Here is a 24429-nt window from a genome sequence, read left to right on the forward strand (position 1 = left end):
ACTTCCGGTGACGGATGGGACATGAGTTCCGGGGCAGGAGGCATGCGCGGTGTTCGCCAGGTCACCGCGGGTCCGCCGCGTTGACGGAACCCGGAGGTACAGATCGTCGTGTCGGAGCAGAAGACCATCTACACAGCCGGAACGTGGCGGTCCGCGGCCTCGGGAGCCTCCAGGGAGATCCTGGACCCGGTGGACGCCTTCGTCCTCGCCGTGGTCGCCCAGGGTGACACCGCCGACACGGACGCGGCCGTGAGCGCCGCACGGGCCGCTTTCGACGGCGGGGAGTGGCCGGGAACCCCCGTCGCCGAGCGGGCGGCGCTGCTGCGGCGCACGGCCGACCTGCTGCAGCGCGACCGCGAGCGCATCGGCCTGCTGGAGAGCCTGGACGCCGGCAAGACGCTCGAAGAGGGCCGCGTGGACGTGGACTGCGTCGTCGACGCCTTCCGCTATTTCGCCGACCTCGTCACCGGTGAGGCGGCGGGCCGGGTCGTGGACGCCGGATCCCCCGACATCCGCAGCGTCGTCGTCCACGAGCCGGTCGGGGTGTGCGCCCTGATCACCCCGTGGAACTACCCGTTGCTCCAGGCCAGCTGGAAGATCGCCCCGGCCCTGGCGGCGGGCAACACCTTCGTGATCAAGCCCAGCGAGATCACCCCGCTGACCACCGTCGCCCTGGTCGAGCTGCTGGCGGAGGCGGGCCTGCCCGCCGGAGTCGCCAATCTGGTCACCGGAGCCGGTGATCCGGTCGGCGCCCGCCTCGCCTCCCACCCCGATGTGGACCTGGTCTCCTTCACCGGCGGACTCGCCAGCGGTACGAAGGTCATGCGCGCGGCCGCCGACACGGTCAAGAAGGTCGCCCTCGAACTCGGCGGCAAGAACCCCAATGTCGTCTTCGCCGACGCCTGCGCCTCCGAGGACGGTTTCGACACGGCCGTCGACCAGGCCCTCAACGCCGCGTTCATGCACAGCGGCCAGGTGTGCTCGGCCGGCTCCCGCCTGATCGTCGAGGAATCACTGCGCGAGCGCTTCGTCGCCGAACTCGCCCGCCGCACCGAGAAGATCCGCATCGGCCGCGGCACCGATCCCGGCGTCGAATGCGGACCGCTGGTCTCCGCCGCCCAGTTGGAGCGCACCGAGTCGTATGTCGCCTCCGCGCTCGCCGAGGGCGCCGTGCTGCGCGCCGGGGGCGAACGGCCCCCGGGCCCCGGCTTCTTCTACCGCCCGACCGTCCTCGACCGCTGTCACCGCCGCATGCGCGTGGTGCGCGAGGAAGTCTTCGGACCGGTCCTGACCGTCGAGACCTTCCGCACCGAGGACGAGGCCGTGGCGCTCGCCAACGACACCGAGTACGGGCTCGCCGGCGGCGTCTGGACCACCGACCCGGACCGCGCCCGCCGGGTGGCGGGCCGGCTGCGCCACGGCACCGTCTGGATCAACGACTTCCACCCGTACCTGCCGCAGGCCGAATGGGGCGGCTTCGGCAAGTCCGGGATCGGACGCGAGCTCGGCCCGTCCGGCCTGGCCGAGTACCGCGAGACCAAGCACGTGTACCAGAACCTCGCTCCGCGCCCCGTGCGCTGGTTCGCGGGCTGAAGCGCAGGAGAGACATGAACAGCAACAACACCACCATGCACCACGAGGACGCGTACGAGTACGACTACGTCGTCGTCGGCGGCGGGACCGCCGGGTCGGTGATCGCCTCGCGGCTGACCGAGGACCCGGACGTCACCGTCGCCGTGATCGAGGGCGGACCGAGCGACGTCGACCGCCCCGACGTGCTCACCCTGCGCCGATGGATGGGGCTGCTCGGCGGCGAACTCGACTACGACTACCCCACCACCGAGCAGCCGCGCGGCAACTCGCACATCCGGCACAGCCGGGCCCGCGTGCTGGGCGGCTGTTCCTCGCACAACACCCTCATCGCCTTCAAGCCGCTCCCCTCCGACTGGGACGAGTGGTCGGACGCGGGCGCCGAGGGGTGGCACGCGGCCGCCATGGACCCCTACTTCGACCGGCTCCTCAACAACATCGTGCCGGTCGGCGAGGCGGACCGTAACGCCATCGCCCGCGACTTCGTCGACGCCGCCCGGGGCGCGCTGGGGGTGCCGCGCGTCGAGGGCTTCAACCGGAAGCCGTTCCACGAGGGCGCCGGGTTCTTCGACCTCGCCTACCACCCGGAGACGAACAAGCGCTCGTCGGCCTCGGTGGCGTACCTCCACCCGGTAATGGACGACCGCCCCAACCTGCGGATCCTGCTGGAGACCTGGGCCCACCGCCTGGAGCTGGAGGGCACCCGGGCGCGCGGCGTCCACGTCCGTGCCGCGGACGGTACGAAGTCGCTGATCACCGCCCGCCGCGAGGTGGTGGTGTGCGCGGGCGCCGTGGACACCCCGCGCCTGCTGCTGCACTCCGGCATCGGCCCCCGCGAGGACCTGGAGGCCCTCGGCATTCCCCCGGTCCACGATCTGCCCGGTGTCGGCGAGAACCTCCTCGACCATCCGGAATCCGTGATCGTCTGGGAGACGAACGGCCCGATCCCCGAGAACTCGGCGATGGACAGCGACGCGGGCCTGTTCGTCCGGCGTGACCCGGACTCCCCCGGTCCCGACCTGATGTTCCACTTCTACCAGGTCCCCTTCACCGACAACCCGGAGCGGATCGGCTACGAACGCCCCGCGCACGGCGTCTCGTTGACCCCCAACATCCCCAAGCCGCGCAGCCGCGGCCGCCTCTACCTCACCAGCGCCGACCCCGAGGTCAAACCCGCCCTCGATTTCCGCTACTTCACGGACGAGGAGGACTACGACGCCCGGACGCTGGTGGACGGCATCAAGCTGGCCCGCGAGATCGCCGCGGCCGAGCCGCTGGCCGGATGGCTGAAGCGCGAGGTGTGCCCGGGCCCGGAGATCACCGACGACGAGGCGCTGAGCGCGTACGCCCGCTCGGTGGCGCACACCGTCTACCACCCGGCCGGCACCTGCAGGATGGGCGCCGCCGACGACCGAACCGCCGTGGTGGGGCCGGACTTGAAGGTGCGGGGCCTCGACGGCATACGCATCGCGGACGCCTCCGTCTTCCCGACGATGCCCGCGGTCAACCCGATGATCGGAGTACTCATGGTCGGCGAGAAGGCCGCCGAGCTGCTGGGCGGTGAGGTCCGGTGACCGCCTCCCCTACCACCCCCGCCGTGCCGGACACCGCCGCCGCGCCCGTGTTCTCCGTACAGGGCCTGTGGAAGGTCTTCGGCCCCCGGCGCAAGGCCGCCCTGGTGCCGGGCTCCGAGGACGCCGCGCTGCCCGCCGCCGAACTGCGCGAGCGCACGGGCTGCACCGCCGCCGTCCGCGACGTCACCTTCGACGTGCGCAAGGGCGAGGTCTTCGTCGTCATGGGCCTGTCCGATTCGGGCAAGTCCACCCTCGTGCGCTGCCTGACCCGGCTGATCGAGCCCACGGCCGGATCCCTCGCCATAGACGGTGAGGACGTCCTCGCCATGGACCCGGCCCGGCTGCGCGAACTGCGCCGCCACCGCGCCTCCATGGTCTTCCAGCACTTCGGCCTCCTGCCGCACCGCACCGTCCTGGACAACGTTGCCTACGGACTGGAGATCCAGGGCATGAGCCGTCCCGACCGGCGCGCCAAGGCGGCCGAGATGGTCGGCAAGGTCGGTCTCGAAGGCCTCGAGAACCGCCGGCCCGGTCAGCTGTCCGGCGGCCAGCAGCAGCGGGTCGGCCTCGCGCGCGCCCTCGCCGCCGATCCCGAAGTGCTGTTGTTCGACGAGCCGTTCAGCGCACTCGACCCGCTGATCCGCCGCGAGATGCAGGGCGAGGTGGCCCGGCTCCACCACGAGGAGGGCCGCACGATGGTCTTCATCACCCACGACCTGTCCGAAGCGCTCCGCCTCGGCGACCGGATCGCGCTGATGCGCGACGGCCGGATCGTGCAACTCGGCACCCCGGAGGAGATCGTGGGCTCGCCCGCCGACGACTACGTACGGGACTTCGTCGCCGACGTGCCACGGGAGCAGGTGCTCACCGTGCGCAGCGCGATGCGCCCCGCGACGGACGGCGAGGCCGGTCAGGGCCCGGCACTGACGCCGGCGACCACGGTGGTGGAGGCCATCGAGGCCGTCGCCCGCAGCGGTGGCCCGGCGCGGGTCGTCGACGACGGCCGCTGCCTGGGTGTAGTCGACGACGCGGGGCTGCTCGCGGTGGTCGCCGGTCTGCCGGCCCCGTCCGGGCGGGGGGTGGCAGCATGAGGCGCCGTACCCGCTGCGCGGCCCCCGTCCCCGGCCCGGGGAGGTGGCGCCGATGACCACGACCACCACACCCGTACGGGACCCCGGGCAGGGCGGCCGATCCGAACAGCCGCGGCGGCCGTCCGGGGGCGGACAGGCAGCTCCCGGGCGGTCCGCCGCCGGAGCGCCGGGCCGACGCGTGAAAGCCCTGCTGCTCGACCACCGCGTCGGCCGCAGGGTCCTGCCCCTCGCCGTCGCCGCGGTGGTGCTGCTCCCGCTCGCGATGGCCTTCCCGGGTGCCGGGAGCTGGCCCGCCGCCCTCGTCGTCGACGCCTCCGGCCCGCTCGGCCGGGCCGGTGACTGGATCATCGACAACCGCGACGGCCACCCGCTCTTCCTCTACTTCTTCGGGCACGTCAGCAACGCCGTGGTGGTCTCCGTCCGCGCGGTGTACGTCGTCCTGCTCGCCGCGGGCTGGATCGGCGTCACCGCCCTCGCCGGCCTCATCGCCCTGCGGCTGGCGGGCCTGCGGCTCGCCGTCACCTGCTCGGCCGCCTTCGCCGCGTGCGGGCTGCTCGGCATGTGGGTCCCGACGATGCAGACCCTCGCGCTGATGGTCGTGGCCGTCGCCGCTTCCGTCGTGGTCGGCGCCCTCCTCGGCCTGGCCGCCGGGATGTCGCCGCGGGCCGACCGCGCGCTGCGCCCCGTACTCGACACCATGCAGGTGCTGCCCGCGTTCGCGTATCTGCTGCCGATGGTGATGGTCTTCGGGATCGGCGTCCCCGCCGCCGTACTGGCCACCGTGGTGTACGCGGCTCCGCCGATGGCCCGGCTCACGGCGCTCGGCCTGCGCGAGGCCGACGCCGGGGTACTGGAGGCCGCGGCCTCGCTCGGCGCGACCGGGCGCCAGCGCCTGCTGACCGCGCGGCTCCCGCTGGCCCGCCGGCAGATCCTGCTCGGCGTCAACCAGGCCATCATGATGGCGCTGTCGATGGCCGTCATCGCCTCCGTGATCGGCGCGGGCGGCCTCGGCGACCGGGTCTACCAGGCCCTCGCCTCGGTCGACGTCGGTGCGGCGCTCGCCGCCGGCCTCCCCATCGTCCTGCTCGCGGTGGTCCTCGACCGCACGGCCGACGCGGCGGGCACCCGGCTGGGCGCCAGGCCGGTGCCCTCGTATCAACAGCCCCTGCTGCGACGGGTGTTCGCGGGCTGGTACGGGCGGCTGCTCACCGTCCTCACGGCCGTCGCCGCCTCCGTCGCGGGACGTATGGCGGGCACCTCGCTGTGGCCCGAGTCATGGACCGTGCCGATCGCGGAGCCGGTCAACCGGGCGGTCGGCTGGATGACCGATCACCTCTACTCGGGAGTGCCGGTGGTCGGCGGCACCGCCGACTGGGCGGCCCGGTTCACCAGCTGGGTCCTCGACCCCCTGCGCTCCGGGCTGCAGGCCACGCCGTGGTGGCTGCTCCTGCTCGCGGTCGGCGCGCTCGGCCTCCTCGTCGGCACGTGGCGCACCGCGCTGACCGCCGTCCTCGCCCTGGCCGCCATCGGTGTACTCGGCGTGTGGGAGCCCTCCCTCGACACCCTCTCGCAGGTGCTGGCCGCCGTCGCCGTCACCCTCGTCCTCGGTTTCGCGATCGGCGTCGCGGCCGCCCGCCGCGACCGCGCGCGGCGTCTGCTGCGTCCGGTGCTCGACGTGTGCCAGACGATGCCGCAGTTCGTCTACCTCATCCCGGTGGTCGCGCTGTTCGGCGTGGGCCGGGCTCCGGCCGCGGCCGCCGCCGTGGTGTACGCACTGCCCGCCGTCGTACGCATCACGGCCGAGGGCCTGCGCGGGGTGAGCCCGGCGGCCCTGGAGTCGGCCCGCTCCCTGGGCGCCACCGGGTCACAGCAGCTGCGCCAGGTCCAACTTCCCCTGGCACGGCCCGCGTTGCTGCTGGCACTCAACCAGGCGGTGGTGCTCGTACTCGCCGTCGTCATCATCGGCGGCCTCGTCGGGGGCGGCGCGCTCGGCTACGACGTGGTGCTCGGCCTCGCCCAGGGCGACCTGGCGACCGGCCTGGTGGCCGGCGCCGCGATCGTCTGTCTCGGTCTGATGCTCGACCGGGTTACCCAGCCCGCGAAGGAGGCCTGACATGAACGGGCGCAATCAGCAGCGCGGCCGTCGCCGCCTCGGCGCGTTCGCCGCCGTGACCGCTCTCGCCGTGCTCACCGGCTGCGGCGCGGCCGACATGACCCGCCAGGCCTCTCCGTACGCCGCCGCGGAGGGCGCGAAGACCGTCACCCTCTCCATCCAGTCCTGGGTCGGCGCCCAGGCGAACACCGCCGTCGCCGCCTATCTGCTCGAACACGAGCTGGGGTATCGCGTCGACACCGTCCAGGTGGACGAGGTCCCCGCGTGGGACGCGCTGAGCCAGGGCCGGGTCGACGCGATCCTGGAGGACTGGGGCCATCCGGAGCAGGAGAAGCGGTACGTCCAGGACAAGAAGACCATCACCGCGGGCGGCGAGCTGGGCGTGACCGGCCACATCGGCTGGTTCGTCCCGACGTACTTCGCCGAGGCCCATCCGGACGTCACCGACTGGAAGAACCTGAACAAGTACGCCGACCAGCTGGGCACCGCCGAGAGCCGCGGCAAGGGCCAGCTGATGGACGGCTCCCCGTCGTACGTCACCAACGACAAGGCGCTGGTGAAGAACCTGGGCCTGGACTTCGAGGTGGTGTTCGCCGGCTCCGAGGCCGCGCAGATCACCCAGATCCGGCAGTTCGCGAAGGAGCGCAAGCCGTTCCTCACGTACTGGTACAAGCCGCAGTGGCTGTTCGAGCGGGTCCCGATGACGGAGGTGAAGCTGCCCGAGTACAAGGAGGGTTGTGACGCCGATCCGAAGGCGGTCGCCTGCGCCTATCCCCACACGCCGCTGCAGAAGTACCTGAACACGCGGTTCGCGGAGGCCGGCGGGAAGGCGGCGGAGTTCCTGAAGCGGTTCCGCTGGAGCGTCGAGGAGCAGAACGAGGTGGCGCTGATGATCGCCGAGGAGAAGCTGTCCCCGGAGCAGGCGGCGAAGAAGTGGGTGGAGCACAACGAGCAGGTGTGGCGGCCCTGGGTGCGCTGACCCTCCGCCGATGACGCCGGGGCCGCCGCATCCCCCTCAGGTGCGACGGCCCCGGCGCGTTCACGGGCGTCCGACTACTTCTCGTCCACCTTCAGCAGCTTGTTCGGGGTTCCGGCGCTCGGGTTGGTGATCTTCCCGGGGGTCGCCCCCGCGGTCAGGGCCTGGGCGACCTGCGCGGGCGTCGCGTCCTTGTGCCCGGCCAGGTAGAGGGCCGCCCCGCCGACCACGTGCGGGGTCGCCATCGACGTGCCCGAGATGGTCTTCGTACCGCTGTCACTGTCGTTCCAGTCGGAGGTGATGTCCGAGCCCGGTGCGTAGAGGTCCACGACCGAGCCGAAGTTGGAGAACGAGGACTGGGAGTCGTCGGCCGTGCTGGAGGCCACCGTGATGGCCTCGGGGACCCGTGAGGGAGAGCCCTGCCCGGCATCGGAGGATTCGTTGCCCGCCGCGACGGCGAAGGTGACGCCGGCGGCTATCGACCGGCGCACCGCCTCGTCGAGCGCCTCGTCGGCGCCGCCGCCGAGGCTCATGTTGGCCACCGAGGGCCCGGTGTGATGCTGCGTCACCCAGTCGATGCCCGCCACGACCTGCTCGGTGGTGCCCGACCCGTTGTCGTCGAGCACCCGGACGGCGACGACCTTGGCCTTCTTGGCCACCCCGTGGGAGGTGCCCGCGATGGTCCCGGCGACGTGCGTGCCGTGTCCATTGCCGTCGTCGGCGGTCTGGTCGTTGTCCACGGCGTCGAAGCCGAACGCGGCCCGGCCGCCGAAGTCCTTGTGGCTGATCCGTACGCCGGTGTCGATCACGTAGGCCGTGACGCCCTCGCCGCCCGCGTCGGGATACGTGTACTTCTTGTCCCCCTTGGTCGCCGTCTGGTCGATGCGGTCGAGGCCCCAGGACGGAGGGTTGTCCTGGGTGGTGTTGATGGAGAACTTCTTGTTCTGGACCACCTTGCCCACGGCCGGGTCGGCGGCGAGGCGCTTGGCGTCGGTCTCCGAAAGCCCGGTTGCGGAGAAGCCGTTGACCGCGGAGGTGTAGGTGCGCTGCAGCTCGCCGCCGTACTTCTTGGCGAGAGCCTGTTTGTCGGCGTCCTTGTCGAGGATGACGATGTAGCTGCCGCTGAGCGCACCGGGTGCGCCGAGCCCGTACACCGTTCCCTCGGCCGGGGTGTTCGCGCCGGCGAGGGGGGACAACAGCATGCAGACACCGGTTGCAGTGGCGACTCCCGTGGCCACTGCAAGGACCCGGAAGCCGCGTGAACGGGTGCGTGCGTGCGTATGAGTTGACATGAAGAGGGTGCTCCTCGTGTTGACGTGTGGGGCGTCAAAGCGTGCTGCGCAACCCCGCTGGAGCCGAAAGATCTCCGGGGGTCAGCTCGAAACCCTGACCGATTACGGGAGTTGGTTCAAGGCCGCCCCGGGCGTCAGCGTTATTCAACAACCTTTCTCAAAGAGACCTCCGCACCGGCCCCTCGGAATGACCACACTCTTCGAACCACCCACACATACACGTCACTTACCGATGCATTCGCGAACAGCCGCCGGCACGAGCTGCCGAAGTGCGGGATATGCGTACGCCTCGGGGGGTTTGCGTGAGGAGGTCCGGTAGATCTCAACATCGTGTTGACCTACGACTGTTGAACGTTTGAGCATGCACGGGTCCATCCGTTCGACTGACGAAGGACTCACCCGCATGGGTAAAGGACCGTTACGCAGGACACGCGCGGCCATCGCGGCCATCGGCACGGCCGTACTGATCTCACTGGCAGTGGCCACGCCGGCGGGCGCCGCGCCCGAACCGAGCGACTCCGGATCCGGTCGGCTCGCCATCACGCTGGGTACTCCGGAGAAGGCGACCACCCTCACCGACACCGATGGCGACGGTGACGGCGAGGGCGGCGCGAGCGCCCAGGCCATCGACTGTGCCGAAGGGTTCATCCGGCTCACCCGGACCGAGTCGTGCTCGAACCTGAAAATCCCGGTGATCTACACGATCAACGGAACACCCGCGGGGAGGGCGACCCTGCATTCCAAGGTCACGTCCACCCTCGACCCCCGCAACCGCTACGAGTCGAAGTACAAGGTCGAGCTGCGGCTGACCGACCCGTCCTCGTGGGCGGGTTGGCTGACCAACGGCCGGGTCGGCTTCGAGTGCAACTACTGCGACGTGAAGGAGTCGGGCGAGCAGTTCCTGTTCCCGAACCAGACGCGGACGTACGAGTTCACCGTGTCCTCGCCGGGCCGGGCCCTGGCCAAGGACAGCATCCGCCCGTACGCCACCCTGGACGCGCCCCGGCACGACGAGGGCAGCGCGCTCATCGGGGAAACGTTCCGGCCGCGCTGCGACAGCACGCCCCGCATCACGCCCGTCACGAAGGGCGGCTGCGTGTATCCCGACGTCGCGGCCGTGTGGGTGCTCGACACCGCCAACCCGCGGGTCGACGCGGTGGCCTGGCACGTCGACTGGGCGCAGCGCAACCTCGACCAGCCGTGGGGGAAACCGGGCACCCGGTACGCGCTGCACCGCACCTTCGACGACACGATCATCGACGCCAACCGTGACGTGGCCTGCGGCCGCGGCGTGCCGCGGCCTCCGCCGGGCAGCGGGCTGGCTTGTGACGAGTACCCGTTCGCCCAGTCGCTGGAGGGGGCCAGCCGGAACCCGGACTACTCCTGCCACTTCCTCGACGGGGGCGACAACTCCCGCGAGGGCAGCCTGCGCAAGGCGTCGCTGAACGGGCAGCGGGTCCTGGAGGGCGACGCGTTCTACGTCCGCGTCCTCAAGGCCGCGGGCGCGGTGGCGCTGCCTCAGGCGATGGGTCCGGTGGGCTGCGGCAGCGACTGACGCGGCCGTACGCCGGTACTTCGCCGAACCGGCACACCGGGAGCAGGGGCCGCACCCACCATGGGTGCGGCCCCGTTCCGATTCGAGACCGAGGGAAGGCCCCGCATGCCCACCCCGCAGCACACCACCACCCGTACCGTCCACGTCGACGCCGGCACGATCGACCTCACGGAGGAGGAGCTCGTGGCCGAGTTCGAACCCGAGTGGACGCTGAACGGCCTGGTCGAGGCCGACCCGAACGACGGCAGCGCCCGCATCCTGTGCGGGCAGGAGATCGGCCGCATCGCGGTGACGGCCCAACTCTGGGACGGGGCCCCGCCCCTTGAGCCGGACGGGTGGCAGGACGTGGCCGAGGTGCCCGTGTCATGGCACTCCGCGTTCATCGACTTCGCCACGACCGGCACGGCGGTGGACCCGGCCGGCCGTCTCACCCTCCCCGGCCCGGGCGATTACCGCATCCGCGTCCACGGCAGGAACCGCGACGACGGCGACCCGCGCGATGCGGGCGACCCGGTCGAGGAGTACCTGATCCAGGTGTGGCCCGCCCCACCGGTAACCCCGGACCTGTGGAAGGCGACCAGCCGGACCGCCGCGCTGTGGCGCACACCCGGCGAATGATTCACTTGGCCGACGGCTCGGTCGGGTGGGGAGGGTGTGTGGAGGAGCCTGGCTTCCGTGTGCTGCTGACGGACGTCGGTGACAGGCGGCTGGATCTGGTCCGTGCGGTCCGAGCGGTGACGGGCCTCAGTCTCTGGAACAGCAGGGTTCTGCTGGACCAGCTGCCGGCAGCGGTGATGGAGCCGGAGTGGTTCGAAGTCGCGCAGGAGGTCGCCGGGCGCCTTGAGGACGCGGGCGCCCGGGTGACCGTGCGGTGTGACTGGTGTGACCGCACCATTGCCCGCGGGGCCGATCCCGTTGATCCCGGGCCGTGCCAGGGGCCGTGGCCCGAGGGCACCTGCCGCGCGAGCCGTCGGCGATGAGTGGCGAGGTCAACACGGACAATGGCACCAACGCGGGCTGTCGCCCGCGCGTGCCGACGGTCGCTGCCCCACCGGGCGGACAGCGGCATCCATCCGAGAGAAGAAGGAGCATGACCTTGAAGGAAGGCCAGCGGGTGAGGTTGGCCGCGGACACCCTCGTGATCGGTAGCGCTGCGATGGCGGAGGCCGGGGCCCTGTCGCTGGCGCTGGCGGCGGGGATCGAGGGCACCGTCGATCGGGTCGTCGAGGGCCGGCCGAGTCACGAGGTACGCGAGTACGAGCGGCTCGCGTCACTTCTGGAGTCCTTCGGGCAGGCGATGCCGCCGGAGAGCAGGAAGCGGCTGGAAGAGGAGATCAGTGGCCTCAGGCCCGACTGGATCGCCTACCAGGAGCACGGGCTCCGCGTCACCGTGCGCGTCCGTTTCGACAACGGATTCATCCTCGACGGCGCACCCGAGGACGCCTTCACCCCCGCCTGAGCAGGTCAGGCCTTCTTGACCACGCTCGACTTGAGCTGCATCGCGCCGAATCCGTCGATCTTGCAGTCGATGTCGTGGCCGTCGACCCCGTCGACCAGGCGGATGTTGCGCACCTTGGTGCCCGCCTTGATCCCCGACGGGCTGCCCTTGACCTTGAGGGCCTTGACGACGGTCACGGTGTCGCCGTCGTTCAGCACGTTTCCGACGGCGTCCTTGACCACGCGCTCTCCAGAGGCGCCCGCGTCGTCCGACCCGGCCGCGGCGGGAACCCACTCGTGGGCGCACTCGGGGCAGACCATCAGGGCGTTCATCTCGTAGGTGTACTCGCTGGAGCACTTCGGGCACGGGGGCAGGCTCGCCGTCATCTGTTCTTCTGTCCTTGCTCGGTCGTGGGCTGCTCAGGATATCCGGCCACGCCACGGGAACGGGGCGAGGTCGGGCTCCACCCAGCCGGTCCTCGCCTGCGCGCCGGCGAGCGTCGACGGGCGGTAGAAGCGGGTCAGGAGGCGCTTGTCGAACAGGGCGGGGTGGTGGTCGGCGAACGAGGCGAAGTCGTCCTCGTCGTGTTCGCCCGTGTGGTGGCCGACCAGTTCCACCCAGGCCCGGCTGACGGTCGCGTGGTACTTCTGCGGCGCACCCGCGTAGCGGGCGGTGCGCTGGATTCCGTCGCTGACGAGCTCGATGGCCGCCGGCACGCCGAACCGGCGCACGGCCAGCCATGTCAGGTGGACGTGCTCCCGGTGGCCGAACCGCTCGGCGGCCGCCATCGCCTCGGCCATCAGCGCTTCGAAGTCGGCGGCGCCTTGGGTCATGCCGACACCTCCGTCAGGGCTTGCAGGGCAGCGCGCAGGCTGTCGATCGCCTCGGCCGGGAGGCCGTCGAGCGCCCGGCGCTCCAGGTCGGTGACGGCCTGCCGGATCGTGGTGGCGGTCAGCCGTCCGGAGGCGGTGAGCTCGATGAGCACCGCCCGGCGGTCTCCCGGGCGAGTGCCGCGGGTGATGTGGCCGCGCCGCTCCAGCCGGTCCAGCACGCTGGTCAGCGTGGTGGGGCGGGTTCCGACGGCCGCGCCGAGTTCGGACACGGTCCGCCCGCGGCCGTCGGCCAGGTTGGCCAGCGCGTTGATCTCGGACGCGGTCAGGTCCAGGTCGACGAGCTCTGCCCCGAGCACCTGCAGGGTGGCGTGGGTGGCTCGCTGCAGCGCGAGCAGGGCCGACCATTCGGATGAATCGGATGATTCAGATGACACGGATTCGGACTTCATGATTTCGGACTATACGATTTCGTATTACTTACTGCAAGCCTGAAGCGGTCCCTCCTCTCGGGGGAAAACACCGATCGGGCCCGGTTCGGGACCGGCGGCGCCGACTCCGAGGTGGTTGGCTGTGCCGATGAAGTACTTCGTGACGGTCCAGGCGTGCCAGGCGGACTACGACGCGATGGAGGGGAAGGCCTCGCCCGCTTCCCCCCGGTGGAGCCCTGACGAGATCACGGCCATGGTCGCCTTCATGGGCGAGCTCAACTCGGAACTCACCGCCTCCGGGGAACTGCTGGACGCCCAGGGGTTCACCGCACCGGCCGAGGCCCGGTTCGTCACCGGCTCCCCCGGCCGCGAACCGGTGGTCACCGACCACCCGTACGCGGACGGCGACCTGCTGACCGCGGGCTACTGGCTGCTGGAGTGCTCCGGCCTCGACCGCGTCACCGAGATCGCGGCCCGGATCACCCAGTGCCCGGTGCCGGACGGGTCGCCCGAGTATCCGGTGGTCATCCGCCCGGTCGGCGAGGCCCCGTCCGCTTGAACGACGGCGCGGAGCGCACATGAGCACCGATCCCGCCCCGGTCTCCCGCGCGGAGTTCGACGCGCTGTTCGAGGCGGTCCGCGCATGGGGCCGGTGGGCGGCGGCCGACCGCGGCGCCTGGAACAGGGTGACGGCGGACCACGTGCGGCGCGCCGCCGCCCTGATCCGGTCCGGCACGGTCGTGCCGATGGGGCTGCCCTGGGACACCCGGCCCGGGCCGGACAACGCGAAGCCCGCGTTGCACTACATGTCCGACCTCGGCGACGTGGAGGCCCCCGAACCGGCCGTCTACAAGGACTTCCTCGCCGTGGACTACCACGGCAAGGGCGTGAGCCATCTCGACGCGCTGTCGCACGTCGCCTACCGAGGGCGACTCTACGACGGCCACCCGGCGCGCGAGGTGATCGATGCCGGGGGCGCCCGCTTCGGCGCCGTGTCGGCGCTCGGCCCCCTGGTCACCCGGGGCGTGCTCCTCGACCTGCCCGCCGCCCTCGGGGTGCCCTGGCTGGAACCGGGGCACGCGGTGCGCGCGCAGGACGTCGTCGCCGCGGAGAGGGCCCTCGACGTGGCGATCGGGGACGGCGATGCGGTGCTGCTGCGCTCCGGCCGCTTCCGCCGCCGCCGGGACCTCGGCCCCTGGGATCCCGACGCGGCCGGTGCGGGCTGGCACGTGGACGCCATGCCGCTGCTGGCCGAGCGGGCCGTAGCCCTGCTCGGCGCGGACGGGGACAGCGACGTACGGCCGTCGCCCGTCGAGGGGCTGCACTCCCCCGTCCACGTGCTCGCCGTCACCGCGATGGGGGTGCCGCTGCTGGACAACCTCGACCTCGAACCGCTCTCCGCCGCCTGCGCCGAGGCGGGCCGTTACGAGTTCATGCTCGTCGTGACGCCACTGAACGTCCCCGGCGGGACGGGCTCGCCCGTCAATCCGGTCGCGATCCTGTGATCAACGGCCAGGCCGATCACCCGTTCGGATATCCACCGAGAAAATGGGAGGAATATACTCAAATCGGTCGATCGGGGCGGTTCCGGCGAGGGAAGTGGTGCAGATGGGGGTCGTGGGAGACCGCATCGGCCCCGTACGTTCCCGTGACCGATTCCTGCACGGCGAATCGGTCGAGTCCGTCGAGGGGAGCGTGAGAAGTCCGATCCTGAGCTCGTGGCAGCGCAGCCGGCTGCTGGGGCTGTCCCCGGACCAATCCGACCTCCCCTTCACCGAGGACTTCGACCCGGACGGCCGGATCGTACGCGCCGCCGGGCCCGTGCTCGACCGGCTGGCGTCCCTGTTCGCCGGCAGTCAGATGAACATCTGCCTCGCCGACGGGCACGGCACGGTGCTGGAACGGCGTTTCGGCGAGAAGTCCATGGTCAGCCGTCTCGCCGCGATCCAGAGCGTCCCCGGTTTCGTCTTCGCCGAACAGTTCGCGGGGACGAACGGCATCGGTCTCACGCTCGCGGAAAGGCGGCTGTGTCAGGTCTACGGCGCCGAACACTTCGCCGAGCGGTCCCAGTCGAGCGCCTGTACCGCCATCCCCCTTCGCGACCAGCTCAGCGGGCACATCGAGGGCGTCCTGTGCCTCGGCTATCCCTACACCGATGCGGATCCGGCGCTGGTCCCCCTGGTACGCAGGGCGGCCGAAGCCATCGAACGACGGCTGATGGAGCAGAGTTCGGCGCGCGAGCGCGGGCTGCTGCAGGCGTACCTCGACGCGGGGAGCCATGTCCGGACCAGCGGTGACGCACGCAACGGCTACGCCCTCGGGATGGACGACCTGCTCCAGAGCGACCTGGACCAGAACGACCAGATGGTCCTCAAGCAGAAGGCCACGGAGCTGATGTCCGCCGCCCAGCGGGCCGCCGCCGAGGTGTCCCTGTCCCACGACCGGCGGGTCACCCTCGTGAGCCGTCCCGTGACCAGCACCTCCGGGGTGGAGGGCGTCGTCATCGAGGCGCTGCTCCCCGACGACTCGGAGCGGCACGCCCCGGCCCCCTCCCACGCCCCGGCCCCCGGCGCCCCGCCGCCGGGCCGCCTCCCCCGCGCCGCACCCGGCACCACCGCCTCCGCCGCCTCCGCCGCCTCCGCCAAAGGCACGGTCAGAGGGCTGGTGCTGGTGGGCGAGCCGGAGGTCGGGAAGTACGCCGTCGCCGCACGACGCCGCCTGGAGCTGCTGGCCGAGGCCAGCAACCGCATCGGCACCACCCTGGACGTGGGCCGCACCGCCTGGGAACTGGCCGAGACGGCGGTCCCGCGCCTGGCCGACTTCGTCACCATCGACCTGCCCGAGGAGGTGCTGCGCGGCGAGGAGTCCGCCCACCCCACCGAAATGCACCGCACGGTGGTCCACGGCATCCGCGAGGACTGCCCCTTCTATCCGGTCGGCGAACAGGTGACCCTGAGCCCGACCACGCCCCACGCGCGCAGTGTGGCCACCGGACAGCCCGTTCTCGAACCCGACCTGAGGGCCGCCTTCGGCTGGATCGCCCAGGACCCCGAGCACGCCGAACGGCTCCTCGCCCACAACATCCACTCCCTCATCACCGTCCCCCTGTTCGCCCGCGGCGTCCTCCTGGGCATCGCCGGCTTCTACCGTTCGCAGGACCCCGCCCCCTACGGCGACGACGACCGCTCCCTGGCCCAGGAACTCGCCGCCCGCGCCGCCCTGTGCATCGACAACGCCCGCCGCTACACCCGCGAACACACCCTGGCCCTCGCCCTGCAGCGCAGCCTGCTGCCGCGCGGACTGCCCGAACAGGGCGCCGTCGAGGTCGCCCACCGCTATCTGCCCGCCGAGTCCGGAGTGGGCGGCGACTGGTTCGACGTCATCCCCCTCTCCGGCACCCGCGTCGCCCTCCTCGTCGGCGATGTCGTCGGCCACGGACTGCACGCCGCCGCCACCATGGGCCGACTGCGCACCGCCGCCCGTACCTTCGCCGAACTGGAGCTCGCCCCCGACGAACTCCTCACCCACCTGGACAACCTCCTGGTGCGCCTCGACCGCGAGGAGGACGGGGACAACCCGGCCTTCGGCAGCACCGGCATCGTCGGCGCCACCTGCCTGTACGCCGTCTACGACCCCACCTCACAGCGGTGCACGATGGCCAGCGCCGGCCACCCTCCGCCCGCCCTGGTCCGGTCCGACGGCAGCGTCACCTTCCCCGACCTGCCCATCGGCCCCCCTCTCGGCCTGGGCGGCCTGCCGTTCGAATCAGCGGAGATCGACGTCCCGGAACACAGCCAGTTGGTCCTGTACACCGACGGGCTCATCGAAGACCGGCACCGCGACATCGACGTGGCCCTCGCCGACCTGCGGCGCGCGCTGACCCACCCGGACCGCGACCCCGAGGACACCTGCCGAGCGGTCCTCGACGCCATGGCGCCCGAGCACCCCGGCGACGACATCGCACTGCTGGTCGCCCGTACCAACGCCGTACCCCCCGAGCGGATCGCCACCTGGGACCTGCCCGCCGACCCGGCCCTCGTCTCCGCCGTCCGTACCGCCGCGGTGGGCCGGCTGAGCCAGTGGGGGCTGGAAGAGTCCGCCTTCGCCACGGAACTGCTGCTCAGCGAGCTGGTCACGAACGCGGTGCGCTACGGCAGCGGGCCCCTGCGGGTACGCCTCATCCACGACCGCGCCCTGATCTGCGAGGTGTACGACGGCAGCAGCACCGCCCCGCGCATGCGCCATGCCGCCACCACCGACGAGGGCGGCCGCGGCCTGTTCCTCGTCGCGCAACTCGCCCAGGCCTGGGGCACCCGCTACACCACCGACGGCAAGGTGATCTGGGCCGAGTGCGCACTGGAAGCGGCGTGACCCGTCACCGGCGCGTTCGGGCGAGGTAATACCGTACTTATGCGGGCAGATCGGCATAGAATCCCCCATGCAGTCGGGAAGAACTCGGAGGCCGACCCCCGGAGAAGCCTGTGCATGACGCTCCCGACACCTCGATGAGCCCACCCGCACGCTTCGGTGGAGACCCGCTCGTGCGCGTGCGCGGCCTCGGCAAGCGGTTCGGCGGCACCCACGCGCTGGCCGCGGTCGACCTCGACATCCACCGGGGCAGCGTCCTCGCCCTGCTCGGTCCCAACGGTGCCGGGAAATCCACCCTCATCAAGGTGCTGGCCGGCGTGCACCACGCCGATGAGGGCGAGGTGACGGTCGCCGGACACCCCCTCGGCACGCACGCCGCCACGCGGAACATGTCCTTCATCCACCAGGACCTCGGTCTCGTCGAGTGGATGACCGTGGCCGAGAACATCGCCCTGGGCACCGGATACCCGCGCCGCCGCGGACTGGTCTCCTGGCGGCGGACCCGGGAGCGCTGCACCGACGCCCTGCGGATCGTCGCCGGGCACCTGGACCCCGACGCCCGGATCGCCGACCTCGCCCCGGCCGAGCGCTCGCTGGTCGCCATCGCCCGCGCCCTGGCGACACGGGCCGAGCTCATCGTCCTCGACGAGCCGACCGCCACCCTCCCCGCCGCCGACTGCGCGCGGCTGTTCGACGTACTGCACGCCCTGCGGGACCGGGGGCACGGCATCCTCTACGTCAGCCACCGGCTCGACGAGGTGTACGAGGTCGCCGACACGTTCGCCGTCCTGCGCGACGGCCGGGTGGTCGACCGGGGTCCGCTCACCGGCCACAGCCCCGCCCGTCTGGTGCGCTCCATCGTGGGCCGCGAACCGGCCGGTTACGCGCCCGCCGCCCGCCCCGCCGCCGGCCCGCCCCTCCTGAGTCTCGACGGTGTGCGGACCGCGTCCACCGGCCGGGTCAGCCTCGACCTGCGGGCCGGTGAGATCCTCGGCATGGTGGGCCTGACCGGCGCCGGCCACAGGGAGCTGGGCCGCGCCCTCGCCGGCGCCCGGCCGATCCTCGGCGGGCGGGTGCTTCTCGACGGGCGCCCGTACCGCCCTCGTACGGTCTGCGCCGCTCTCGACTCCGGCGTCGGCTTCGTGGCGGCCAACCGTCAGGAGGAAGGCTGCGCCGCCGAACTGACCGTACGGGAGAACTTCCTGGCGAACCCCCGGGCAGCCCGTGTACCGGCGCTGCACTGGATCGGTCCCCGGCGGGAGCGCGCCGAGGCCGCCGCCCTGATCGACAGGTTCTCGGTGCACCCCCGCGACAGCGAGGTGCCCATCGCCACCCTGTCCGGCGGCAACCAGCAGAAGGTCATGGTCGGCCGGTGGCTCCGCGGGAACCTGCGGCTGCTCGTCCTCGAAGAGCCCACCGCCAGCGTGGACGTCGGCGCCAAGACGACGATCTACCGGCTGCTCGACGACGCGCTGGCCTCCGGGCTGGCGGTTCTGCTCATCTCCACCGATTTCGAAGAGGTCGCCCGGGTGTGCCACCGCGCTCTGGTGTTCGTCCGCGGGGGCGTGGGCGCCGAGCTGGCCGGCGCGGCCCTCACCGTCACCGAACTCACCCGAACCGCCTCGGCCATGCCCCCCGTCACCGGACCCGCGACGAGCCGATGACCCTTCCTTCCTCGCCCCGGTCCCTGGTCGATCGCCTGCACGGGCACGCCCTCGGCACGTACGGCCTCCTGGCGCTCGCCGCCCTGCTCTTCCTGGTCTTCTCCCTCACCCTGCCGGGCACCTTCCCCACCCGGGACAACATCTCCTCGATCCTCTCCAACCAGTCGATCCCCGCCATCCTGGCCCTCGGTGCGACGATCCCCATCGCGACCGGCAAGTTCGACCTGTCCATCGGCTACGGGCTGGGCCTCGCGCACGTCATGGTCATGCAGCTCATCGTCAACGCGGGCTGGCCCTGGCCCCTCGCCTGCCTCGCCGTGGTCTTCGGAGGGTTGGCGGTCGGCGCTCTCAACGGCGTCATCGTCGAGTTCGGGCAGATCGACTCCTTCATCGCCACGCTCGGCACCGGCAGCATGATGTACGCCTGCACCGGCTGGATCACCGAGGGCACCCGCATCGTCCCGGGACCGCGGGGCCTGCCGGCCTCCTTCACCGACCTCTACGTCTCCCGGTTCCTCGGCCTGCCCGTCCCCGCCTTCTACGTCCTCGCCGTCGCGGCCCTCCTCTGGGTGGTGCTGGAGCGGCTCCCGCTCGGCCGGTACCTGTACGTCATCGGCTCCAACCCGCGCGCCGCCGGCATCATCGGCATCCCCACCCGTACCTACTCCGTCTACGCCTTCGCCGGATCGGGGCTGGTCGTCGGCTTCGCCGGTGTGCTGCTCGCCGCCCAGCAGCAGATCGGCAACCCGAGCGTCGGGCTGGACTACCTGCTGCCCGCCTTCGTGGGCGCCCTGCTCGGGTCCACCACGATCAGGCCCGGCCGTGCCAACGCGCTCGGCACCCTTGTGGCCGTCTCCGTCCTCGCCATCGGACTCGCGGGCATCGGCCAGCTCGGCGCCCAGTTCTGGGCCACGCCGCTCTTCAACGGCGGCACCCTGCTCATCGCCGTCGGCCTGGCCGGCTACTCCGCCCGCCGTCGCCTGCGCGGCCCCCGCTAGAACGCCTCCGGAACACCTCGTACGCGCACCCGCGCCAGGAGCACCGTGTACTCGAACCGCAAGACCACCGTCACCGCCGCGGCCCTGCTCGCGGCAGCCGCCGCCCTGACCGCCGGCTGCGGGAGCGGCCCATCGACCGGCACCGGGCCGTCGAGCGCCGACTGCCCCACCACACTCGCGAAGGCCGAGACGGCCGTTCGACGGGCCGAGAACACCGACGCGTCGTGGACCGGCCCGACCAGCGGCCCCGCGGCGGTGCCCAGCCGGACCCTCGTCTACGTCGCGCAGACCATGACCAACCCCGGCGTCGCGGGCGTGGCCAAGGGCGTCGAGGAAGCCGCGAAGGTCATCGGCTGGGACCTCCGGGTGATCGACGGCGAGGGCACCCCCGCCGGCATCCAGGCCGCGCTCAGCCAGGCGGTCACCCTCAAACCCGCGGGCATCGTCATCGGCGGTTTCGATCCCCGGCTGACCTCGCAGCAGGTGGCCCAGGCCCGGGCGGCGCGGATCCCGCTCATCGGGTGGCACGCGGTGGACTCCCCCGGCCCGAGCGAGGACCCCGAGCTCTTCACCAACATCACCACGAAGGTGGAGGACGTGGCGAGGATCAGCGCGGACTGGATCATCGCCCGGTCCCACGGCGACGCCGGAGTCGTCCTCTTCACGGACGACTCGATCCCCTTCGCCAAGAACAAGGCCGACCTGATCAAGAAGGAGCTCGCCACCTGCTCCGGCGTGCGGCTGCTGACGTACGAGAACATCCCGATCCCGGACGCGAGCAGTCGCACCCCCCAGGCGGTCTCCTCCCTCCTGTCCCGCTTCCAGGACAAGTGGACGTACTCCGTCGCCATCAACGACCTCTACTTCGCCGACGCCGCCCCGGCCCTCCGCGCCGCCGGCAAGCCGGGCTCCGGACCGCCCTTCAACATCGGCGCGGGCGACGGCGACCCCTCCGCCTTCCAGCGCATCGACAGCGGGCAGTTCCAGGCCGCCACCGTCCCCGAGCCGCTGGCCGAGCAGGGCTGGCAGATCGTCGACGAGTTCAACCGCGCGTTCGCCGGCCGGCCGGCCAGCGGCTACGTCGCCCCGGTCCACATCGCCACGGCCGACAACAGCGGCGGCGCCACGTCCTGGGATCCGTCGGGTTACCGCGAGGCGTACCGGAAGATCTGGCACAAGTGACGCCCCCGTACCCGGTTGGCCGTCAGGACGGCCGGTCCCCCGCACGGGACTGCGCGAGGAGGCGCCGGAGCCACCGGGTGCGGGCGTTGCGGGCGTCCTGGGTGAGCGTCGCCTTCGGGGCGATGCCGTCGAAGCCGTGGTAGGCACCGGGCCATACGTGCAGTTCGGCCTGACCGCCGGCCTGCCAGATGGCGTTCGCGTACGCCACCCCCTCGTCCCGGAACATCTCGGCCGAGCCGACCTCGATGTAGGCGGGGGGAAGTCCGGCGAGATCCGTGGCGCGGGAGGGGGCCGCGTAGGGAGGCAGGTCCTCGGCGCCGTGGCGCTCTCCCAGCAGTGCCTGCCACGCGGTCGTGTTGGAGGTCAGGTCCCCCACGCCGAGGCCCGTCATCTGATGGCTGGAGAAGGTGCTGCCGCGGTCGTCGAGCATCGGGGACAGCAGCAGTTGGCCCAGCGCCTCCGGACCGCCGCGGTCGCGGGCCAGCAGGGAGAGGGCGGCGGCGAGCCCGCCGCCGGCGCTCTTGCCGCCGATGACGATGCGGTCGGCGTCGATGTCCAGTTCGGCCGCGTGCGAGGCGGCCCAGGCTAGCCCGGCGTAGCAGTCCTCCAGCGGCAGCGGGTACTGCGCGCGCGGCGCGAGCCGGTACTCGACCGAGATGACGGCCAGTTCCAGCGGGAGGACCCACTCGCTGAGGATCCGCGGGAGCACGGACCAGGCATTGCCCATGATCATGGCGCCGCCGTGCATGTAGTACAGCAGGGGCAGCGGCCCGCCGAGCCCGGCCGGCCGCGCGCTCACGAGCGTGACGTCCGGCCCGCCGGGCGGCCCCGGTACCTGGAACTCCACCACGTCGAAACGGCCGTCGGCGCGCAGGTCCCCGACGGTGGGCCGGGGCCGGCTCGTGGCATCGCGCTCCTGCCGGGCCTCAAGATTGTCCGGAGTGATCGGTTCCGTCGCCTCCGCGCCCAGGGCCGCCAGTGCGGCGCCCAGTTCGGGGTCGAAGGGGGGCACAGCCGCACGCCCGGGGAACTCTCGCCTGAAACCCATACGGCGTAGCCAATCACACCGCCGGGGCCCCTGGCGGGTTTGTATCGGTCGCGTATCAGGGAGCGCTTGGTTGTCCATCGGCTCGGTCCGCCGGGCCATGGCGCACGCGCCACGCCCGATATCTGCCATAGGGTGGCGATGCCTCACGCCCCCCGAACAGGAGTCATGCGCCCGTGTCCTCGTCCGTCCCGGCCCCGGCCTCTTCGCGACCTGTGCGCGTGCTGTTGGTGGAGGACGACGAGCTGATGCGCCGGTCCTTCACCGTCGCCCTCGAGCGCTACGGATATGAGATGCGGTCCGCGGCCGACGGACTGGCCGGGCTGGAGCTCTTCCGCGAGGAGGGCTTCGACCTGCTGATCCTGGATGTGATGCTGCCCGGACTGGACGGGATCGGCCTGTGCCGCAGGGTCCGGGAGAGCAGTTTGGTGCCGGTGTTGATGATGTCCGCTCGCGGCGACGGGCTCGATGTCGTCGCCGGTCTGGAGGCCGGGGCGGACGACTACGTGGTCAAGCCCGTCGACACGTACGTGCTCGTGGCCCGCATCCGTTCGCTGCTGCGGCGCGCGACGTACGCGCCGGCGCCGGATCGCGGGCAGGGCGCGGGCGCCGCGCCGTCGGCGGACGCGGGTGAGGTGCTCGTGTTCGGGGATCTGGCCATCGACACCGGTGGGCTTGAGGTGTCCGTCTCCGGAAGGCCGGTGGCGCTGACCCCGACCGAGCTGAAGCTGCTGCTGGAGTTCGCCGCCCACCCGGGCATCGTGCTGGAGCGGCACACGCTGCTGCGGGAGGTGTGGGACTACGGCTGGGACGGGGACAGCCGGGTCGTGGACCTGTGTGTGCAGCGGCTGCGCGGCAAGCTGGGGCGGGACCGGATCGAGACGGTCCGCGGCTTCGGCTACAAGCTCCGGCGCTGAGAGCGGTGCGCCCCTCCCACCGGCCGCGGTCGGGCCGCGTGCCCCTGCGCTGGAAGATCGCCGCGCTGGCCGCGTCCACGGCGTGCCTGGTCGCGGCGGCGGTGGGCGTGCTGGTGCACGAGTGGACCGCGCAGGACATCCGGAACCGGGCCGAGGCCCAGGCCTTCAACAGTGTGTACTCGGCCATGGACGTCTACCGGCGCACCGGAACCCTCGCGGACGGTGCCGAGCTCGATCCGGCCGATCTGCCCGCCGCACTGCGCCGCCCGGCTGACGGCCTCCGGCACACGGCCTACGACGGGCGCGTCGACGGGAACGTCGGCCCGAGGGCCTGGGCAGCGCAGCGGGTCGCCGGCCCGGGCAGCCCGGTGCTGGCCTTCCGGGTCAACATGAGCCCGGAGCTGCACGAGCTGCGCCGGCTCGACATGGTCATGGCGGTGGCCTCGCTGGTCGCACTCGCGGCGGCCACGCCCCTGGCGGTCTACGGGGCCGGGGTGCTGGGGCGCCGGCTGCGGCAGGTGTCCGAGACCGCGGGCCGGATCTCCGCCGGGGACCTGGATGCCCGTACCGGCCCCACCAAGGGCCGCGACGAGGTGGCCGACATCGCCGCGACCGTAGACCTCATGGCGGACAGCCTCAGCCGACGGCTGCGCACCGAACGCCAGTTCACCGCGGACGTGGCGCACGAGCTGCGCACCCCCGTCGGCGGTCTGCTGGCCGCAGCGGACCTGCTGCCGCCCGGTGAGACGGAGGATCTGCTCCGGGCCCGGGTGCGTGATCTGCGCGGCCTGGTCGAGGACCTGCTGGAGATCTCCCGGCTGGACGCGGGCGCCGAGCAGCCGGTCCGGTCCCATGTACCGCTCGGCGCGGTCGTCTCCGAGGCCGTGGCGCGCACCGGACTCGAGACACGGGTCGGCGTCGCCGTCGCCGATGCACGGGGTGCGCGGACCCCGCAGACGGTGGAGACCGATCCGCGGCGCCTCGAACGGATCGTCGGCAACCTCGTCATCAACGCCCACCGGCACGGGGAGACCCCCGTGGAGGTCACCGTCGAGGGCCGTACCGTCGTCGTACGCGATCACGGCCCCGGCTTTCCCCCGGACCTGCTGCGCGAGGGCCCGCGCCGCTTCCACACGGGCGCGGCGGAGCGCGGCTCGGGCCACGGCCTGGGCCTGACCATCGCCCTGGGCCAGGCGCGGCTCCTCGGTGCCGAGCTGCGCCTGGACAACGCCCCGGACGGCGGCGCCGTCGCCACGCTGCGCCTGCCGGCCTGACCCTTCGCCCCCCGCTACAGAACCGATACGCAGCGCGCGAACGCCGATACACGGCGGCCCAGGCTCCGATACGTGCACCCGGCACTCTTCG

At 72.0% G+C, this 24429-nt stretch carries 22 protein-coding genes; 17 read left to right on the forward strand and 5 right to left on the reverse strand.

The features are described from left to right. The first annotated feature begins 108 nt into the window (after positions 1–108). Genes ACGFYU_RS06375 through ACGFYU_RS06395 form a run of 5 tightly spaced genes read left to right on the forward strand, consistent with a single transcriptional unit; the run spans position 109 to position 7347 of the window. A complete protein-coding gene (locus ACGFYU_RS06375) occupies positions 109–1593 on the forward strand; it encodes an aldehyde dehydrogenase family protein (protein WP_393826107.1) in 1485 nt (494 codons plus the stop codon). 14 nt (positions 1594–1607) lie between these two features. Then, positions 1608–3164: a GMC family oxidoreductase gene (locus ACGFYU_RS06380; RefSeq protein ID WP_393826108.1), complete on the forward strand. Its 1557-nt coding sequence runs from the start codon at positions 1608–1610 to the stop codon at positions 3162–3164. Further along, positions 3161–4255 (forward strand): glycine betaine/L-proline ABC transporter ATP-binding protein, encoded by a 1095-nt coding sequence (locus tag ACGFYU_RS06385; protein WP_393826109.1) that lies wholly within the window; start codon positions 3161–3163, stop codon positions 4253–4255. The genes ACGFYU_RS06380 and ACGFYU_RS06385 overlap by 4 nt, the downstream gene beginning before the upstream one ends. 52 nt (positions 4256–4307) lie before the next feature. Beyond that, complete coding sequence (locus ACGFYU_RS06390) at positions 4308–6368, forward strand: ABC transporter permease subunit (RefSeq protein WP_393826110.1); 2061 nt, start codon at positions 4308–4310, stop codon at positions 6366–6368. Position 6369: 1 nt separating this feature from the next. Further along, positions 6370–7347 carry an ABC transporter substrate-binding protein gene (locus ACGFYU_RS06395; protein ID WP_393826111.1) on the forward strand — a complete coding sequence of 326 codons (978 nt, stop codon included), beginning with the start codon at positions 6370–6372 and terminating at the stop codon, positions 7345–7347. A gap of 74 nt (positions 7348–7421) precedes the next feature. Here ACGFYU_RS06395 and ACGFYU_RS06400 read toward each other — a convergent pair whose 3' ends face one another. Beyond that, positions 7422–8636: a S8 family serine peptidase gene (locus ACGFYU_RS06400; RefSeq protein ID WP_393826112.1), complete on the reverse strand. Its 1215-nt coding sequence runs from the start codon at positions 8634–8636 to the stop codon at positions 7422–7424. Between the two features lie 403 nt (positions 8637–9039). Here ACGFYU_RS06400 and ACGFYU_RS06405 point away from each other — a divergent pair, with 403 nt between their 5' ends. The 4 genes from ACGFYU_RS06405 to ACGFYU_RS06420 all read left to right on the forward strand — a co-directional run bounded on the left by ACGFYU_RS06405 (position 9040) and on the right by ACGFYU_RS06420 (position 11650). After that, complete coding sequence (locus ACGFYU_RS06405) at positions 9040–10191, forward strand: hypothetical protein (protein WP_393826113.1); 1152 nt, start codon at positions 9040–9042, stop codon at positions 10189–10191. A 105-nt stretch (positions 10192–10296) separates the two neighbouring features. Continuing rightward, the gene (locus ACGFYU_RS06410; protein ID WP_393826114.1) at positions 10297–10809 is read left to right on the forward strand and encodes a hypothetical protein; all 513 of its coding nucleotides are present in this window, start codon (positions 10297–10299) and stop codon (positions 10807–10809) included. A gap of 59 nt (positions 10810–10868) precedes the next feature. Then, on the forward strand, positions 10869–11171 hold the full coding sequence (locus ACGFYU_RS06415; RefSeq protein ID WP_393826115.1) for a ribosomal protein L7/L12: 303 nt from the start codon (positions 10869–10871) through the stop codon (positions 11169–11171). A 110-nt stretch (positions 11172–11281) separates the two neighbouring features. Beyond that, the gene (locus tag ACGFYU_RS06420) at positions 11282–11650 is read left to right on the forward strand and encodes a hypothetical protein (RefSeq protein ID WP_393826116.1); all 369 of its coding nucleotides are present in this window, start codon (positions 11282–11284) and stop codon (positions 11648–11650) included. A 5-nt stretch (positions 11651–11655) separates the two neighbouring features. Here ACGFYU_RS06420 and ACGFYU_RS06425 read toward each other — a convergent pair whose 3' ends face one another. Genes ACGFYU_RS06425 through ACGFYU_RS06435 form a run of 3 tightly spaced genes read right to left on the reverse strand, consistent with a single transcriptional unit; the run spans position 11656 to position 12896 of the window. After that, positions 11656–12015 carry a zinc ribbon domain-containing protein YjdM gene (locus tag ACGFYU_RS06425; RefSeq protein ID WP_393826117.1) on the reverse strand — a complete coding sequence of 120 codons (360 nt, stop codon included), beginning with the start codon at positions 12013–12015 and terminating at the stop codon, positions 11656–11658. A 33-nt stretch (positions 12016–12048) separates the two neighbouring features. Continuing rightward, the gene (locus ACGFYU_RS06430; RefSeq protein WP_393826118.1) at positions 12049–12462 is read right to left on the reverse strand and encodes a hypothetical protein; all 414 of its coding nucleotides are present in this window, start codon (positions 12460–12462) and stop codon (positions 12049–12051) included. After that, positions 12459–12896: a MarR family winged helix-turn-helix transcriptional regulator gene (locus tag ACGFYU_RS06435; protein ID WP_393826119.1), complete on the reverse strand. Its 438-nt coding sequence runs from the start codon at positions 12894–12896 to the stop codon at positions 12459–12461. Before ACGFYU_RS06435 ends, ACGFYU_RS06430 begins: the two co-directional genes overlap by 4 nt. 142 nt (positions 12897–13038) lie before the next feature. On the opposite strand from ACGFYU_RS06435, the gene ACGFYU_RS06440 reads away from it, so the two are divergent. The 6 genes from ACGFYU_RS06440 to ACGFYU_RS06465 all read left to right on the forward strand — a co-directional run bounded on the left by ACGFYU_RS06440 (position 13039) and on the right by ACGFYU_RS06465 (position 21102). Further along, the gene (locus tag ACGFYU_RS06440) at positions 13039–13449 is read left to right on the forward strand and encodes a YciI family protein (protein ID WP_393826120.1); all 411 of its coding nucleotides are present in this window, start codon (positions 13039–13041) and stop codon (positions 13447–13449) included. Between the two features lie 19 nt (positions 13450–13468). Then, entirely contained in the window at positions 13469–14395 is a 927-nt protein-coding gene (locus ACGFYU_RS06445) for a cyclase family protein (protein WP_393826121.1), read from the forward strand. A gap of 103 nt (positions 14396–14498) precedes the next feature. Next, the gene (locus ACGFYU_RS06450; protein WP_393826122.1) at positions 14499–17261 is read left to right on the forward strand and encodes a SpoIIE family protein phosphatase; all 2763 of its coding nucleotides are present in this window, start codon (positions 14499–14501) and stop codon (positions 17259–17261) included. 110 nt (positions 17262–17371) lie between these two features. Next, on the forward strand, positions 17372–18922 hold the full coding sequence (locus ACGFYU_RS06455; protein ID WP_393826123.1) for a sugar ABC transporter ATP-binding protein: 1551 nt from the start codon (positions 17372–17374) through the stop codon (positions 18920–18922). Next, complete coding sequence (locus ACGFYU_RS06460; protein WP_393826124.1) at positions 18919–19920, forward strand: ABC transporter permease; 1002 nt, start codon at positions 18919–18921, stop codon at positions 19918–19920. The genes ACGFYU_RS06455 and ACGFYU_RS06460 overlap by 4 nt, the downstream gene beginning before the upstream one ends. Positions 19921–19965: 45 nt before the next feature. Next, a complete protein-coding gene (locus tag ACGFYU_RS06465) occupies positions 19966–21102 on the forward strand; it encodes a substrate-binding domain-containing protein (protein WP_393826125.1) in 1137 nt (378 codons plus the stop codon). A 22-nt stretch (positions 21103–21124) separates the two neighbouring features. Here the strand turns inward: ACGFYU_RS06465 and ACGFYU_RS06470 are convergent, their stop codons facing one another. Beyond that, positions 21125–22150, reverse strand: coding sequence for an alpha/beta hydrolase (locus tag ACGFYU_RS06470; protein WP_393826126.1), 1026 nt, complete (start codon positions 22148–22150; stop codon positions 21125–21127). Positions 22151–22323: 173 nt separating this feature from the next. Here ACGFYU_RS06470 and cseB point away from each other — a divergent pair, with 173 nt between their 5' ends. Beyond that, complete coding sequence (gene cseB, locus ACGFYU_RS06475; protein WP_393826127.1) at positions 22324–23064, forward strand: two-component system response regulator CseB; 741 nt, start codon at positions 22324–22326, stop codon at positions 23062–23064. Between the two features lie 38 nt (positions 23065–23102). Next, the gene (locus ACGFYU_RS06480) at positions 23103–24338 is read left to right on the forward strand and encodes a sensor histidine kinase (RefSeq protein ID WP_393826128.1); all 1236 of its coding nucleotides are present in this window, start codon (positions 23103–23105) and stop codon (positions 24336–24338) included. The last annotated feature ends 91 nt before the right edge of the window (positions 24339–24429 follow it).

It is taken from the genome of Streptomyces sp. NPDC048337 (assembly GCF_043201175.1).
In the GTDB taxonomy this organism is placed as follows: domain Bacteria; phylum Actinomycetota; class Actinomycetes; order Streptomycetales; family Streptomycetaceae; genus Streptomyces.

What these genes read in the sequence shown, in the direction of transcription:
- ACGFYU_RS06380 (WP_393826108.1), top strand. Translation starts at nt 1,608, where the DNA reads ATGAACAGCAACAACACCACCATGCACCACGAGGACGCGTACGAGTAC.
- ACGFYU_RS06390 (WP_393826110.1), top strand. Translation starts at nt 4,308, where the DNA reads ATGACCACGACCACCACACCCGTACGGGACCCCGGGCAGGGCGGCCGA.
- ACGFYU_RS06395 (WP_393826111.1), top strand. Translation starts at nt 6,370, where the DNA reads ATGAACGGGCGCAATCAGCAGCGCGGCCGTCGCCGCCTCGGCGCGTTC.
- ACGFYU_RS06400 (WP_393826112.1), bottom strand. Translation starts at nt 8,636, where the DNA reads ATGTCAACTCATACGCACGCACGCACCCGTTCACGCGGCTTCCGGGTC.
- ACGFYU_RS06405 (WP_393826113.1), top strand. Translation starts at nt 9,040, where the DNA reads ATGGGTAAAGGACCGTTACGCAGGACACGCGCGGCCATCGCGGCCATC.
- ACGFYU_RS06410 (WP_393826114.1), top strand. Translation starts at nt 10,297, where the DNA reads ATGCCCACCCCGCAGCACACCACCACCCGTACCGTCCACGTCGACGCC.
- ACGFYU_RS06420 (WP_393826116.1), top strand. Translation starts at nt 11,282, where the DNA reads ATGACCTTGAAGGAAGGCCAGCGGGTGAGGTTGGCCGCGGACACCCTC.
- ACGFYU_RS06425 (WP_393826117.1), bottom strand. Translation starts at nt 12,015, where the DNA reads ATGACGGCGAGCCTGCCCCCGTGCCCGAAGTGCTCCAGCGAGTACACC.
- ACGFYU_RS06430 (WP_393826118.1), bottom strand. Translation starts at nt 12,462, where the DNA reads ATGACCCAAGGCGCCGCCGACTTCGAAGCGCTGATGGCCGAGGCGATG.
- ACGFYU_RS06440 (WP_393826120.1), top strand. Translation starts at nt 13,039, where the DNA reads ATGAAGTACTTCGTGACGGTCCAGGCGTGCCAGGCGGACTACGACGCG.
- ACGFYU_RS06445 (WP_393826121.1), top strand. Translation starts at nt 13,469, where the DNA reads ATGAGCACCGATCCCGCCCCGGTCTCCCGCGCGGAGTTCGACGCGCTG.
- ACGFYU_RS06450 (WP_393826122.1), top strand. Translation starts at nt 14,499, where the DNA reads ATGGGGGTCGTGGGAGACCGCATCGGCCCCGTACGTTCCCGTGACCGA.
- ACGFYU_RS06460 (WP_393826124.1), top strand. Translation starts at nt 18,919, where the DNA reads ATGACCCTTCCTTCCTCGCCCCGGTCCCTGGTCGATCGCCTGCACGGG.
- ACGFYU_RS06470 (WP_393826126.1), bottom strand. Translation starts at nt 22,150, where the DNA reads ATGGGTTTCAGGCGAGAGTTCCCCGGGCGTGCGGCTGTGCCCCCCTTC.